The 13757-nt window shown below is 63.2% G+C and carries 16 protein-coding genes and 1 tRNA gene; 8 read left to right on the top strand and 9 right to left on the bottom strand.

The window, feature by feature from the left end; all coding sequences use genetic code 11:
* The first annotated feature begins 5 nt into the window (after positions 1-5).
* Positions 6-755 carry a phosphatidylserine decarboxylase gene (locus tag IYW40_RS01145; protein WP_196399088.1) on the top strand — a complete coding sequence of 250 codons (750 nt, stop codon included), beginning with the start codon at positions 6-8 and terminating at the stop codon, positions 753-755.
* Positions 756-762: 7 nt separating this feature from the next.
* On the top strand, positions 763-1605 hold the full coding sequence (gene pssA / locus IYW40_RS01140; protein WP_196399087.1) for a CDP-diacylglycerol--serine O-phosphatidyltransferase: 843 nt from the start codon (positions 763-765) through the stop codon (positions 1603-1605).
* Between the two features lie 22 nt (positions 1606-1627).
* Here the strand turns inward: pssA and IYW40_RS01135 are convergent, their stop codons facing one another.
* Both IYW40_RS01135 and IYW40_RS01130 read right to left on the bottom strand, forming a co-directional pair.
* The gene (locus IYW40_RS01135) at positions 1628-1846 is read right to left on the bottom strand and encodes an AbrB/MazE/SpoVT family DNA-binding domain-containing protein (RefSeq protein ID WP_196399086.1); all 219 of its coding nucleotides are present in this window, start codon (positions 1844-1846) and stop codon (positions 1628-1630) included.
* A gap of 60 nt (positions 1847-1906) precedes the next feature.
* Entirely contained in the window at positions 1907-3076 is a 1170-nt protein-coding gene (locus tag IYW40_RS01130) for an alpha/beta hydrolase (protein WP_246720572.1), read from the bottom strand.
* A 273-nt stretch (positions 3077-3349) separates the two neighbouring features.
* Between IYW40_RS01130 and pqqB the strand changes: the two genes are divergently transcribed.
* Genes pqqB through pqqE form a run of 3 tightly spaced genes read left to right on the top strand, consistent with a single transcriptional unit; the run spans position 3350 to position 6511 of the window.
* A complete protein-coding gene (pqqB, locus tag IYW40_RS01125; protein ID WP_196399084.1) occupies positions 3350-4279 on the top strand; it encodes a pyrroloquinoline quinone biosynthesis protein PqqB in 930 nt (309 codons plus the stop codon).
* Positions 4276-5046 (top strand): pyrroloquinoline-quinone synthase PqqC, encoded by a 771-nt coding sequence (pqqC, locus tag IYW40_RS01120; RefSeq protein WP_196399083.1) that lies wholly within the window; start codon positions 4276-4278, stop codon positions 5044-5046. The genes pqqB and pqqC overlap by 4 nt, the downstream gene beginning before the upstream one ends.
* A complete protein-coding gene (gene pqqE / locus IYW40_RS01115; protein WP_196399082.1) occupies positions 5039-6511 on the top strand; it encodes a pyrroloquinoline quinone biosynthesis protein PqqE in 1473 nt (490 codons plus the stop codon). The genes pqqC and pqqE overlap by 8 nt, the downstream gene beginning before the upstream one ends.
* Positions 6512-6513: 2 nt before the next feature.
* Here the strand turns inward: pqqE and IYW40_RS01110 are convergent, their stop codons facing one another.
* The gene (locus IYW40_RS01110) at positions 6514-6987 is read right to left on the bottom strand and encodes a cupin domain-containing protein (protein WP_196399081.1); all 474 of its coding nucleotides are present in this window, start codon (positions 6985-6987) and stop codon (positions 6514-6516) included.
* Between the two features lie 175 nt (positions 6988-7162).
* Between IYW40_RS01110 and IYW40_RS01105 the strand changes: the two genes are divergently transcribed.
* Positions 7163-7567 (top strand): flagellar export protein FliJ, encoded by a 405-nt coding sequence (locus tag IYW40_RS01105; RefSeq protein ID WP_196399080.1) that lies wholly within the window; start codon positions 7163-7165, stop codon positions 7565-7567.
* Here IYW40_RS01105 and IYW40_RS01100 read toward each other — a convergent pair.
* The 4 genes from IYW40_RS01100 to IYW40_RS01085 are packed head-to-tail and all read right to left on the bottom strand — an operon-like array spanning position 7564 to position 11002.
* Entirely contained in the window at positions 7564-8142 is a 579-nt protein-coding gene (locus IYW40_RS01100; RefSeq protein ID WP_196399079.1) for a hypothetical protein, read from the bottom strand. The two genes, IYW40_RS01105 and IYW40_RS01100, sit on opposite strands and share 4 nt — an antisense overlap.
* Complete coding sequence (locus IYW40_RS01095; protein WP_196399078.1) at positions 8133-8975, bottom strand: DUF692 domain-containing protein; 843 nt, start codon at positions 8973-8975, stop codon at positions 8133-8135. The genes IYW40_RS01100 and IYW40_RS01095 overlap by 10 nt, the downstream gene beginning before the upstream one ends.
* Complete coding sequence (locus tag IYW40_RS01090) at positions 8956-9879, bottom strand: TIGR04222 domain-containing membrane protein (RefSeq protein ID WP_196399077.1); 924 nt, start codon at positions 9877-9879, stop codon at positions 8956-8958. The genes IYW40_RS01095 and IYW40_RS01090 overlap by 20 nt, the downstream gene beginning before the upstream one ends.
* A 10-nt stretch (positions 9880-9889) precedes the next feature.
* A complete protein-coding gene (locus IYW40_RS01085) occupies positions 9890-11002 on the bottom strand; it encodes a COX15/CtaA family protein (protein WP_196399076.1) in 1113 nt (370 codons plus the stop codon).
* 159 nt (positions 11003-11161) lie between these two features.
* Between IYW40_RS01085 and IYW40_RS01080 the strand changes: the two genes are divergently transcribed.
* On the top strand, positions 11162-11755 hold the full coding sequence (locus IYW40_RS01080; RefSeq protein WP_196399075.1) for a MerR family transcriptional regulator: 594 nt from the start codon (positions 11162-11164) through the stop codon (positions 11753-11755).
* A gap of 49 nt (positions 11756-11804) precedes the next feature.
* A tRNA-Pro gene (locus tag IYW40_RS01075) sits at positions 11805-11882 on the top strand.
* 28 nt (positions 11883-11910) lie between these two features.
* On the opposite strand, the gene smbP is transcribed toward IYW40_RS01075, so the two are convergent.
* Entirely contained in the window at positions 11911-12264 is a 354-nt protein-coding gene (gene smbP / locus IYW40_RS01070) for a small metal-binding protein SmbP (protein ID WP_196399074.1), read from the bottom strand.
* Positions 12265-12557: 293 nt separating this feature from the next.
* Positions 12558-13757, bottom strand: a 1200-nt coding sequence (locus IYW40_RS01065) for a TonB-dependent receptor (protein WP_196399073.1), incomplete at its 5' end; no start/stop codon positions are given.

The following is a 13757-nucleotide window of genomic DNA, read 5'->3' as shown; positions in this document are numbered from 1 at the left end:
GCAACATGGCAAAGGAAACGCGCGCGCTGGTTAGCGCGCAACGAAAGCAGGCCTGCATGTCGATCATCGATTCCGTCCGTAAGTCGCTCGTCCCGATCCATCCGGAAGGCTACGTCTTCATCGCTGGTTTCGCCGCTGTCTCCTTCCTGCTTGACTGGCTGTCGCCGACGCTCGGCTGGATGGGCTTCATCGCCACCGCCTGGTGCGCGTATTTCTTCCGCAATCCGCCGCGGGTGACGCCGCTGCGCGAAGGGCTCGTCATCTCGCCCGCGGACGGCGTGGTCAGCGCAGTTGGCTTCTTTCTGCCGCCGGCCGAACTCGGCCTGGGAGCCGAGCCGATGCAGCGGATCTCCGTGTTCATGAGCGTCTTTGACGTGCATGTGAACCGTGCGCCGATCACCGGCCGCATTTCGAGAATTGCTTATAAGCCGGGCCTGTTCCTCAACGCCGACCTCGACAAGGCCAGCGACGACAATGAACGCAGCGGCATGGTCATCGAAGCGCCGTCGGGGCGCTTTGGGGTGGTGCAGATCGCAGGTCTCGTCGCGCGGCGCATCGTCGGATTCGTCAAGGAAGGCGAGCAAATCGGCGTCGGCGACCGTTTTGGTCTGATTCGCTTTGGGTCGCGCGTCGACGTCTATATGCCGTCATCGGCACGGCCCATGGTGGCTATCGGGTCCCGGGCCATCGCCGGCGAGACCATACTCGCCGACATGACCGCCGGCGTCGCCGCGCTGACATTCAAGGCGGGTTGAACAAGCCATGGCCGATCCGTTCTTCTCCGGGCGCGATGCGCAAGAAGGAACCCTGACGCCCTCGGAACAGCGTCGGCTGCGATTTCGCAACATTCCGTTGCGCATCGTTCTTCCCAATCTCGTGACGCTGCTCGCCCTGTGTATGGGGCTGACGGCGATCCGCTATGGAATTGAAGGACGATTCGAGACGGCCGTGACGGCGGTGATGGCCGCGGCGGTGCTCGACGGGCTGGACGGCCGCCTGGCGCGCGCCATCAAGGGCACGTCGCGCTTCGGGGCGGAACTCGACTCGCTTTCGGATTTCGTCGATTTCGGCGTCGCGCCCGGCCTGCTGCTGTATCTGTGGACGCTGCACGAGATCAAAGGCCTCGGCTGGTTCGCCGTGCTCGTCTTCGCCATCGCCGGCGCACTACGGCTCGCCCGCTTCAATGTGACGATGGACGATCCGACGAAGCCCGCCTGGCACGCCGAATTCTTTGTCGGCATGCCGGCGCCCGCCGGCGCCGTGACGGTGTTGCTGCCGCTCTATCTGCATTTCTCCGTCTTGGAGCTGCCGGCGTCCAAGGCGATGACGCCGTTTTACATCGTCTATGTGCTCGGCATCGCCTTCCTGATGGCGAGCCGCATTCCGCATTTCTCAGGAAAACGCATCGGGCGCATACCGCGCGACCTCGTCATTCCGGTGCTTTTCGGCGTGGGCGTGACGGCGCTGCTGCTTGCGATCTACCCGATGGAGCTGCTCGCCGTGCTCAGCGTCGCGTTCCTCGCCGCTATTCCGTTCAGCGTGAGGCGATACAACCGTCTCGCGAAGGCCGAGGCGGAAAAAGCGGCGGCGCCGAAAGAGGCGTGACAGTAAGCAGTAAGCGCTGACGTCAAAAGCGATCTGCACGGTCGCGGTAGTTTTCCCGCTCAGCTCCTTGCGCGATTCCTGCCAGTTGATCGCGCTTAGGCACGGGAACGAGCAGCACGCCAGATCCTTTGGGGATGAAGGCGAACTCCTGGCCGGGCCGCCATTTGTTCGCCTCACAAACCGCTTTTGGGATCGAGATCTGAAATTTTGCGGAGAGAGTGACGGCGTCGGAGTTTTTCATAAGTAACCATCGTCGATAGTCATCAAGTCAGAAATTGACATAGGCCGTTCGAAATCAAGCTCACCGAGCGGCGGCGAGCGGCGCCAGCGGCTGGCTCTCGACCTTTTGATTGACGGGCGCTGAGGCGCGGTCCGGCTCCGCCTCGCTTCCGCGCGCATCGATCACGGCGTGCGTCTCGGCCTCCCCCGGGCGCGGGGCTGTCAGCTGCGCGCCGATCTTTCGCACCACGTCGGGCGCTTCGGCGAAGGCGCCGTGGCCGACGAAGTCCGTCGAGAACGACGAGATGTCGTGCACGGCGACGCCCAATCGATCGAGCTCAGACTTGTCTTCAGGATTGGTGGGATTCATCGCGCCGAGACGGGGACGGTCGCCGGCGATGCGCGACGCGAGCGACAGCGCGCGATCATTGTTGGCGACGAAGATCGACACATGCCGAGGATCGACGCGCGCGACCTGTTGGCGAAAAACATTGAGATCGATGTCGGGCGCGGCCAGCATGACCTCGCCAAGTTTGCCGTCGAGATCCGGATGGCCGGACTGCGCGACGCCGCGCAGCGTCTCCATCGTCAGCCACGCGCCCATCGAATGGGCGAGCACATGGATGCGGCCGACGCCGGGCGTGCGCGACAGTTCGACGACGAACTTCTCAAGCGCGTCGCGCGAGACTGTCGCCGCCTCCTTGTCGGACTCATAATTGAACAGCCCGCCTCGGGAATTCCAGGTAAAGAGCGCGGGAACGCCGGAGAAGCGTCCGTCGGCGACAATCTGCGCCAGACGAAAGCGCGCCTCCTCGACTCCCGTGTTGAAGCCGTGCACGTAAAGCAACACGTCGCGCGAATTGCCGATGCGCCCCGAGACATGCGAGGCGACTTCGCCGTAAAACTCCTGCTCATCCATGTTGCGCTTCGACAGCACCGTGAAATGCCGCCGCCGATCGGCGCCGCCGAAGCTTGGACGCTCGAGGCTTCCAGCACGATGGTTGAGCGGGACGCCAATCGAGGTCAGCGAAAAATGCGCCCGGCCGTCGTCTGTCGCGCCTTCGGAGCGCCGCGTCGAAGCGACGAAAATGGCGACATTTGACGGCTCCCCCTGGGCTCCAGAGACAAGAGAAACGGCGTTGCCGACGTGGCCGTCGACCATGCGCATGCCGTCCGACACGCAGCCGCCAAGCGACGCCGCGATCAAGAGCGCGCATAGGCGCGTCAGCGTTTCTTTTCCATGAGTGCGCAAATTGGTTGGCTCGATCCAGCGCCTGCTCGGAAGTGAATCCTGAGCGGCGCGCTTCGACTGAGGCGCTTCGCCTCTCCCCCATCGTTTCTGACGAAAGAAAGCGACCAAAGCGGGGCGAGACGCCCGCCACAACAGGGAAAAAATCTCGACATTTCATGGATGCTGCGCAAATCGGTCGCACTTGCGCGAATGCGGGCCGCCTGCGCATAGTGCCAGGAAAATAACACTCAGGGAGATCCGACGTGGCGGCGCGCCCGCTATGTCGAAAAGCCAATGCGGATCAAAATCTTGGGGTCGGGCGCCGGCGGCGGCTTCCCGCAATGGAATTGCAACTGCGCCAATTGCCGGGCTGTCCGCGCCGGAGCGCCCGGCTTTTTGCCGCGCACACAGTCGTCATTGGCGGTGAGCGTCAATGGCGTCGAATGGCTGCTGCTCAACGCCTCGCCTGATCTGCGCCAGCAAATCGCCGCCGCGCCCCAGCTTGCTCCGGGCCCCGACGACGGTTTGCGCGCGAGCCCGATCAAGGCGGTGGCGCTGACAAATGGCGACGTGGACCACGTCGCCGGTCTTCTCAACATGCGAGAAGCGCAGCCGTTCAGCCTCTACGCCGCAGGACGCGTTCTTGATGCGCTCGGGGCCAATCCTATTTTCACGATCCTGCAGACGCAGCTCGTGCCCCGCATTGAGCTGCACACAGAGAAAGCGACGCCTGTCACCGGAGCGGGCATTGATCTTGGGCTCGCGATCCGCGCCTTTCCCGTTCCGGGCAAGATCGCGCTCTATCTCGAGAACGCCAACGCGCCGAATTTCGGCACGAGCGCCGGCGACACGCTGGGGCTCGAGATCATCGAAACCGCGACGGGCGACTCATTCTTTTACATTCCCGGATGCGCCAAAATTGACGCGGACCTCGCCGAGCGGCTTCGTGGCGCCAAGCTGGTGTTCTTCGACGGCACGCTTTTCCACGAAAACGAGATGATCGAGCAAGGCCTGCTTGGCAAGACCGGTTCGCGCATGGGCCATATCAACGTCAGCGGCGCCGACGGCTCCATCGCCGCGTTCGAGCCGCTCGACGTGAAGCGCAAAATCTATGTGCACATCAACAATTCCAATCCTCTGCTCAACGAATTCTCGGACGAATATGCGATCGCCCAAGCCGCCGGCTGGGAAATCGGCGAGGATGGCATGGAGGTCGACCTGTGAACGAGATCGTAGCCATTGATTGGCGCGGCGCCGCGCCGCTCGCCCGCGACGAATTCGAAGCTGCGATCCGCGCTGTTGGCGCCGAGCGCTATCACGACAAGCATGAGTTTCATAAGCTGCTGCACGGCGGCAAGCTCCAGAAGGAGCAGGTCGCCGCCTGGGCGCTGAACCGCTACTGCTACCAGGAGGCGGTGCCGCGCAAGGACGCCGCCTTTATGAGCCGCGTCCATGATCGCGAACTTCGCCGCGAGTGGATACATCGCATCCATGATCATGACGGCCTCGGCGAAGAAGGCGGCGGCATCGAGCGCTGGCTCGTGCTGACGGACGCGCTCGGCTTCTCGCGCGATTACATGACCTCTCGGCGCGGCGCCCTGCCCGCGACAAAATTCGCCGTCGAAGCCTATGTGCGCTTTGTCGTCGAGCAGCCGCTCGTCGTTGCGGTCGCGTCTTCGCTGACCGAACTCTTCGCGCCGTCGATCCATCGCGAACGCATCGTCGGAATGCTGGAAAATTACGATTTCGTCGACGACCAGGTGATGGCCTATTTCAAACGCCGGCTCACGCAGGCGCCGCGCGATTCCGAGTTTGCGCTCGGCTATGTACTCGATAACGCCAGGACGCGCGCCGAACAGGAAGCCTGCGTCGGCGCCGTGCGGTTCAAATGCGACGTCTTGTGGGCGCAGCTTGACGCATTACATCACGCCTACGTCACGCCCGGGCTGATACCGCCCGGCGCATGGCGGCCAGGAGAAGCCAATGTCTGAGGCGCAGGCCGCGCGGTTCGTGATTGGCCCGGACTCGCGTCCGGCCTTCACGCGCTACGCGCGGCTGCATGAAGACCGCGCGCGGTCTCGAACGGTTATTCTGGCGCCCGAGCGCGCCTATGAACTCGATCCGATTGGGCTCATCGTGCTGCGCGCGATTGATGGCGCAACGCGCCTCGCCGATCTTTGCGCGCGGCTCGCACAGCAATATTCCGCACCGCTCGACGTTATCACGCGCGACGTCACGGCGCTGCTGCAGGGGCTCGCCGACAAGCGGCTGCTGCGCGACGGAACCGACGAATTTGCGGCGCCGCCGCCTTCCGCCTTCGCCACATCTATTTCGCCGTTCGCGGGCGGACCCGCGGGGCTGCTCGCCGAGCTTACCCATCGCTGCCCGCTGCAATGTCCCTATTGCTCCAATCCGCTCGAACTCGAGCGCTCGAACGCGGAGCTGACCGCTAGTGAATGGGGCGAGACCTTCCGTCAGGCGGCGTCGATCGGCGCGCTGCAGCTGCATCTTTCCGGCGGCGAACCGACGGTGCGACGCGATCTTGAAGAGATACTCGCACACGCGGTCGACGCTGGGCTCTACACCAATCTCGTCACCTCCGCCGTTCTGCTGACGCGCGAGCGGCTGCAGCGTCTCGCCGAGATCGGCCTCGATCATGTGCAGGTCTCCATTCAGGATGTCGTTCCTGAGAGCGCCGACCGAATCTCGGGCTATCAGGGCGGCGTCGCCAAGAAGCGCGACGTCGCGCGATGGACGCGCGAATTCGGGATGGGATTGACGATCAATGCGCCGATGCACCGGCAGAACATCGCGCATCTGCCGCAGATCATCGACTTCGCCGTCGAGGTCGACGCGCAGCGTATCGAGATCGCGCATATTCAATATTACGCCTGGGCGCAGATGAACCGCGCCGCGCTCATCCCGACGCGCGAAGCCTTCATGGAAACGGTCGGCATCGTCGACGAAGCGAAGAAGCGTCTCGCCGGCGTGCTCAATTTCGATTTCGTCATCCACGATCATTACGCGACGCGGCCGAAGGCCTGCACGGGCGGCTGGGGCCGATCAATCATGGCGGTGACGCCATCCGGCAAAGCCCTGCCCTGCCACGCCGCGCAGACCTTGCCGGGACTCACCTTCGACAATGTGCGCGAGAGGCCGCTCGGCGACATCTGGCGACATGGCGCGGCCTTCAACGCTTTCCGCGGCACGGACTGGATGAAGGAGCCCTGTCGTTCTTGCGAGCGCCGCGAAATCGATTTCGGCGGCTGCCGCTGTCAGGCGTTCGCAATCGCCGGCGACGCCGCGGCGACGGACCCCGCCTGCCACCTCTCGCCGGACCATGCGCGCTTCGCCGCTTACGCGGAAGTCGAATCGCACATCACGGCGCCCGACTTTATCTACCGCCGCTATGGCGGCGCCGCGGCGTCGACGCCGCGCGCCAAGGAGCCCGCCTAGCCTTAGCGCTGAGCCGCGCGAGGATCGTCGCGCGGATCGAGATTGGTGATGTTCCAGGGCCCGACGCCGGTGACTTGTATCACCGTGTCGTCTTCGAAATTGACCCAATGGCCCGCTTCCGCGGGCGCCGCCGCAAAGCCGCCGGCGGAAAGCGTCTTCTCGGCGCTTGGATCGAGCTTAGCTCCCTGGCCGTAACGAACGGTCCCCGACAGCACCGTCATCGTTTCCATGCCGCTGTGCTTATGCGCGCCAATTTTATATCCTTTGGGCGCGCGCATTCTCAGAATGTAAGGCCCGCCCTGCGTCGGATCGCCGAAGAGCATCGCGACTTCCGCGCCCCTCGGCAGTTCTGCCGGACCCGCCTTCCATTCGAGTTTATCTTGCGAGAACACGAAGCCTGGAGCTTCCGCCATTACGGCGATGGGAGCTGCGAGGCTTATGGCCGCGCCCGCAAGAACTGCAGCAAGATTTCGCATAGCTTGGGCCTCCAAAGCGCCGCTCGCTTGAGATAGTGCGCCGAAGACACACAGACGCGAAGAATTCAAAAATTCGATTTCGGTAACAAACGAGCAACTTCCACAGGGCATATTAAGCCTTGTCTCGCGGAGTTAAGGATTTGTTTCGCATAAGTTGCGTAATGGAGCTTGTCGCATGAAGTCGCGGGATACGCTTGTCCGTCTCAAACGGTTCCAGGCCGAGGAAAAACGTCGGCGCGTCATCCAATTGAATGCAATGATCGGCGAATTCACGCGCATGGCCAATGAGCTCGACCGTGAGATCGGTCAGGAAGAGCGGCGCGCCAACATCGACGATCCCAATCATTTCGCTTATCCGACCTATGCGCGGGCGGCGCGCACGCGACGCGACAACATTGTTGCGTCAATCACGGAACTGCGCGGGCAACTCGAAGAGGCCGAAACGCAGTTCAAGGAGGCCAGCGAAGACTTGGCCAAGGCGCAAAGCCAGGAAGCGCGGGATCGCGGCGCCGAGCGCATGGTTGACGTCGTCGCCGAGCGACGCCACGCCGAAATGCCGGAAATTTTGCGCAGGGTTTAGGGCCGAAACAGCCGCCAACGCAGCCTGCCTCGCGGCGCGCGCGCCCAAACACCAAGCGTTTTTCGGCGACCGGCGCTGATCTCTTCGCCTCTGGCGAGAGCGTGTGCGACCGATGCGACATCGAAGTCAAACGCTCGGAAAAAAAGCGCCGCGCCGGAACGCCCGGCATCGATGAAGGCCAATTCGAAACGCGCGAGGTCGGCGACCCAGGGCGGCTCCAGTTCGCACTTTGCGACACGCCTATCGAGAAATGCAGTGAGCGCCGCAGCGTCCGAGCGATTTGTCGCCTCTCGTGCAGCGCTGCGGATCGCCTGGCGGAAAAGCGCATCGAATCGCTCGCCCAATGCGCGCGCCGTGAGCGGCAGCGCCCTGCGCGCATAAAGCGCGCGTTTGCCGATCAGGCTCTGCGCAAAGACTTCCGTTTCGCGCCTGTCAATTCCGGCGAGGCGCTCCGTGTCATGCATACTCAAGCCGAAACGCATCGCCACGGCGATCGGCGCTTCGAAGAATTCCCGCCGCAGATCATCGTCGGTGAACAGGCGCGCGAGCAGCGCCTGCGTCTGCGCTAACGCCATCGCCCGTTCTCCACGAGCGTTCGTCGCGCGCGCGCCACTTCATCGATGAGTTCGCCAAACGGCGGCATTTTCTCGTCGCGTTCGAGAATGACGGCCTTGACCGGCGCGCGGGCGACAACGCGATCATAGAGCCGCCAAACCGCATCGCTCGTCGCGGCGTCATGGCTGTCGATCAGCAGGCCGTCTCGCTGGCGTCCGCCGGCGTAGTGGATTTGCACGAGCCTGTCCCATGGCCAGCGCTCGAAGTCGCGTTCGAGATCGACGCCGAAATTCGTCGCATTCACATGCATGTTGGCGACGTCGCACAGCCAACCGCATCCAGTCGCTTCGAGCGTACGCCACAAAAATTCAGCTTCGTCCATTTCGCCGCCTGGAATGCGCACCACGCAAGTGATGTTTTCCAAGATCAGCGGCGTCTTGATGCGCCTGCGCACAACTTCGACATTGCGCGCGACGACGTCGACCGCTTCCCGCGTATAAGGCAGAGATGCAAGATGGCCGATGCTGATTCCGCCCGCGCGCGTGAAGCAAAGATGTTCGCTCCACCAGGGCGGATCGATGCGTTCGATCAGCGCGGCGATTTTATCGAGATAGCATGAATCGACGCCATCCGCGCTTCCGATCGAGAGATCGAGACCATGCGCGACGAGCGGAAAATGCGCTCTTAAAAGCTCGAGTTCAGCGAGCTTTTCTTTCGATGCGTCGAGATAATGATCAGCGATGATCTCGATGAAATCGACATCCTCGCGTCGGGCGAAGAGATCGGCGCGAAACTGCGGACGATAGCCAAGTCCGGACCCGAGGGCCGGCGCGTCAATCGCGGACGCCACCATCGCTCGCTCCGCCGTCGCCGCAACTGCCGCCGCAGCTTGTTCCGCAATCGGAGCCATCGCTTCCCGAGCCGCGACTGAAGGCTTCGGCGAACATCGCCTCCGTCGTGCCTTTGAGCGGCGCGAATCCATAAAGGCCGATGAGAAACAGCGCGGCGCCGTGGAATGCGCGCGCTTCGGGTCCGGGCGATCCGATGTGATCGACGGCCTCCTTCAGACGGCCGCCATAGGCGAGCCGCATCGCGTCGAGATAGGCGTGCCCGCGACGGCTCGCATGGGTTCTGGTCAGCACATAGGCAAGCGCAAAAAGCGACGCGACCGACGCAGCTGCGAGAAAGACCAGATAGGCGACATTCACAGCGCCTGTTGTCCATTCCACATAGATCTTGGCAAGCGCCAGACCGACGATGATCAGCGTTCCGCCGACCTGCACGCGCCGGCGCCAGATCTTCACGGACTTGGGCTTGATCAGCTCCTCTGCGGCGAGTTTGGCGCGCAGCGGCGCGAGCTGTTCCAGCAGCCAGCGCCGCAAGCCGCGATCTTCGAACAGCGCATGCGCCTTCGGCTTCGCCTGCACGGCTTCGAGCAGACGCGTCTCCATGGCGTTGAGTTCGCCCGGCTCCGGCTGCTTCTCTGTGGGAATGACGTGATCCTCCGCGGCGAGGACGACGAAGCCGCGCTGCGCAAGATCGTAGATCAGCGTTCGGATGACCTGATTGACGCCGCCCTGCAGGAAGGCGACCTCCATCGCGTCGGGGTTCTGCGGCACGGGCGGCGGCGGACGGCGATCGGTGCGATCCGCGAGCCGAATGCAAAGGTAAGTGGTCGCCAGCACGAGGATGACGACGAGGCCGAAGACATTGAGAAATTCTGGCCCGGGAAGATTAAGGATCGCAATATTCTGCACGCCAACCGCCTCAGTTCGTGATCACGTCTTGAACAAGCCGTCGCGCCTGTAGCGTCGCGACCGCCAACACCGCCATGCCGATCGCCTGATGCGCGAGCGCCAGCGCGAGATGCGGCGAACCGGCGAAAGGCGGCTCGACGAGCACCAACGTCGCAACGCCAAGCGCGATCTGCATGAGCACATGGCCAAACAGAATTGCTGCGCCGCGCCGCGCGCGCCCTTCCGCGTTCATCCACGCGTCCAGAAGATGCCCGAGCGCCAGAGCGAAGATCAGATAGGCGATCATGCGGTGGAAGAATTGGACGGTGATCGGATTGTCGACGAGATTGGTCCAGAAAGGCTCCAATCGCCACAAAACGTCGGCCGGAGGAATGAAGACGCCGTCCATCAGCGGCCAAGTGTTGTTGACGAGGCCCGCCCGCAATCCAGCGACGAGGCCGCCGACGAAAATCTGCAGAAACACAAAAGCCAGGATCGTCAGCGCGACCGCCTTCAGCCGACCTGCCCCCTCATGCACGAGAGAGACGGCGCGCGGCCCGAGGCCGCCGGCCACCCATAGGCATGCGGAGAAGATCAGCGCGGCGAGCAGCAGGTGAATCGCGAGGCGCTCCTGCGCCACCTCGATGCGGTTGACGAGGCCGGATGCGACCATCCACCAGCCGACGCCGCCCTGAAGCGCCCCGAGCGCGAGAATGCCGACAAGCTTCGGCTTCGCCGAACGCGGCAGGCGGCCGGTCGCCCAAAACCATATGAGCGGGACGGCGAAAACCACGCCGATCACCCGCCCGAGAAGACGATGCGCCCATTCCCAGGCGTAAATATATTTGAACCCGGCGACATCCATGTCCGGGAACAGTTCCCTATACTGCGGAATCTGCTTGTATGCCTCGAATGCCTCCTGCCACTCTTGCTGGGACAGCGGCGGCAGCACGCCGGTGACAGGCTTCCACTGCACGATCGATAGGCCCGATTCGGTCAACCGGGTCGCGCCGCCGACGATGACCATCAGAAAGACCAGACCCGCGACGAGCCACAGCCAGTTGCGCACCGCCCGGGCGTTCGCCTCGGTCGCGTGGTGTCTGATCGCTGGGACCGGTTGGGGAAAATGCAGCCAATCTTCCATGACACGCCGAGGGTTGGGAGGCGGATGACGGCGGCCAGTTAAGGGATGCGGCCCTCGCTTGTCCACACCCGGCGGCCGTCTCTGGCAGGTCGGGCCAATTTGGCTGAAAACTGCGCCGCTTCGGATGTTAGAATAGCGCGGCTTGAGTCGAGGGATCAGGTGTCGGGCAAAAGCGATGAAGCGATGCGCACGATCGGCGAGGTCGCGGCGAGCCTCGACCTTCCCGCGCATGTGCTGCGCTTCTGGGAAACCCGTTTCAAGCAGATCAATCCTCTTAAGCGCGCCGGCGGGCGGCGCTTTTACCGGGAGCGCGACATCGAACTCGTGATCGCGATCCGCCGCCTGCTCTACGACGAAGGCTATACGATCAAGGGTGTGCAGCGCATCCTCAAGGAGGCTGGCGTCGAGGCGGTCCTGGCGGGCGCGGGGCGACGCCAAGCGGACCTGCCCGGGACTCCCTCCCCTTTCCGTCCAGGCGTGAGCGAGGGACGAATCGGGTCAGCGCGAGACGAAGACGAGACGGACGCCGCCCTCTCGGCCGACGAACGCGCCGTTCTGCGCGCGCAAAATCCAGTTTTTGCAGGGCTCGAAGCTCAGGACGCGGCGCCGCCCGTCGAACTTAGCGAGCCTGATGCGGCGTCTTCGGCCCGCGGCGAACCACGCCCGCTCGCGGCGCGGGAGGCGCAAATTCTGCGCGAGGTTCTGGCCGAAATCGAGGAATGCAAGCGCCTGCTCAGACTGACCAAGCGATAGCGAACCAGGCGTTGCCAGCGCCGCGCGGCCTCACTATAAGGGCGCCAGTCGGAGTGTAGCGCAGCCCGGTTAGCGCACTTGTCTGGGGGACAAGGGGTCGTGGGTTCGAATCCCGCCACTCCGACCAAAAATCTGGTTTCCCTTCGAAGTCAGGCTCATCCGGCCGCCTGAAGTTGCGCCAGCGCTTTCTTCGCGAGTGAGGCGCCTCGACGTGAATACCTCAGCAAATGAGTCCCATAGGCGACCTTGCGCGCGCGGCGCAGATAGCCGATCGCCCTTTTGACATGCCGATTGGCGTGCGCCCTTTGCGCCATCACGGCATGATCGATCGCGTTGTCAATGTGCTGGACGAAGGAGGAGCTATGGGCCGGCTCTTCGCCATAGGGGATCGCCTTGTTGATCTGGGCTATGGCCTCGGCAATATGATCCTCGGCTAGCGCGGCGCCAGGAATGACAAGCGCCGCTATCGAAGAACCGATCGAAGCGCGCAGGAATGAGCGTCTATCCATGATGCTCTCCTATCAATTGGGCAAATCGCTGGGCTTGTTCGTATCGTTCGGCCTGTTTGCACGCTGTGCTAGGTAGTGCGTGACCGCGATGGCGAAAGGGCTCGAGCGGTATTGGGAGGGCGGTTCTGCCGGCGTCTTTAAATTGTCGGCGCTCGCCGGCGGCTCATATGCTTCGCCGATCACGACCGAACAGGGACGCGAACCGGCGGAACCACAAGCTTTAGGCGCCAGCCACATATCTGAGACAGCCATGAGGATTCGCGCGACTCGCGTGGAGGCGGGACAAGCGATAGTCAGTTCGGCAGCCGCGAGAAAAGCGCCGCGCGATCAAACGCACCGACGAGCGAAGCGTCGAAATTGAGCGGCCCAGCCAATGTCACGCGCACGGCTGCGGGCTCGAGCGGCTTGAGATGGCGGTCCATGACGCCGACGCCGCAAACCTGGGCGGGAGCGACGCCTGCGACGCATTGCGCGTAAAGAGGGTCGCTCGGCAGGAGCGAGCCATATGCAAATGTGATCTGGTCGGAGCGAGAGTTGAAAACATTGAAGGCGTCGAACTGCAATCGCCAGCCATCCGCCCATCGATAGCCCAGTCGTGCGTTCAACGTGCCGGTGGCTGGCGAATTGAAATAGCCGTCCTCGGTGAGCGCCCTGGCCCCGAAGTAGCGATACTTCAGCGCGCCGAACCAACCGGTCGCCTCGCCGAGCTCCAATCCGCCCATCGCCGTCACCGCTATGGCGTTCGACAGATAATTGCCGGGCGCATTGCCCAAGAATGTCCCATAAGGCAAGGCGTCAGGCGTCATCAAATCGAGCCACGCCAAGGTCTGCGCAACGTCGACGCCGCGGTAGCGCGCCTGCACGAGCGCCACGTCGCCGTCAAATCTGATCCAGGAATTCGGGGCGTATTTGTTGGCGAATTCGAGGCCATATCTGCGACTGGGGCGACCGAAGATGGTCGTGCCGCTGTCGCCGACGAACTGGTTTTCCGATTCGAGATTGAGCCAGAACAGGCTGATGCTGGAATCGAGCCCTTCGATGAATTTGGTGCGGGCGCCGATCTCGGCGCCGCGTGATTTCACCAGCAGCGGAATCGAAGCGGCCTGAACGAAGCCGTCATTGTCGGCAAGTTCTGCTGTGGAGACTCGCAGCACCGCGCCCCGCGCGTCGGTCGAATGGAAGCCTTCGCCGTAATTGGCGTAGAATTCCGTCTTGTAGAAGGGGCCGACGATGATCGAGAGCTTCGGGCTGAACAGCGACGCATTCTTGACGCCCTGATTGAACGGTCCCGTGAGAAGGAACGCCGGCAGGCCGGTGCTCGCCGCGAGTTTGGGCGCGTCCAATAGCGTCTGGCGGGAGCTTACGGCGGCGTTGTAATAGTCGAACCGCGCCCCCGCGACAGTCTTCAGCCAGGGCGTCCAGCGCACGGCCGTGTCGCTCCAGACGCCGATGCTGCCTTCGCCGACCGCGTTGTTGCTGAGCGTGTCATAGAG

It is taken from the genome of Methylocystis sp. H4A (assembly GCF_015709545.1).
GTDB classification, from domain to species: Bacteria; Pseudomonadota; Alphaproteobacteria; order Rhizobiales; family Beijerinckiaceae; genus Methylocystis; species Methylocystis silviterrae.
This window is presented reverse-complemented; position numbering and strand designations above follow the sequence as displayed.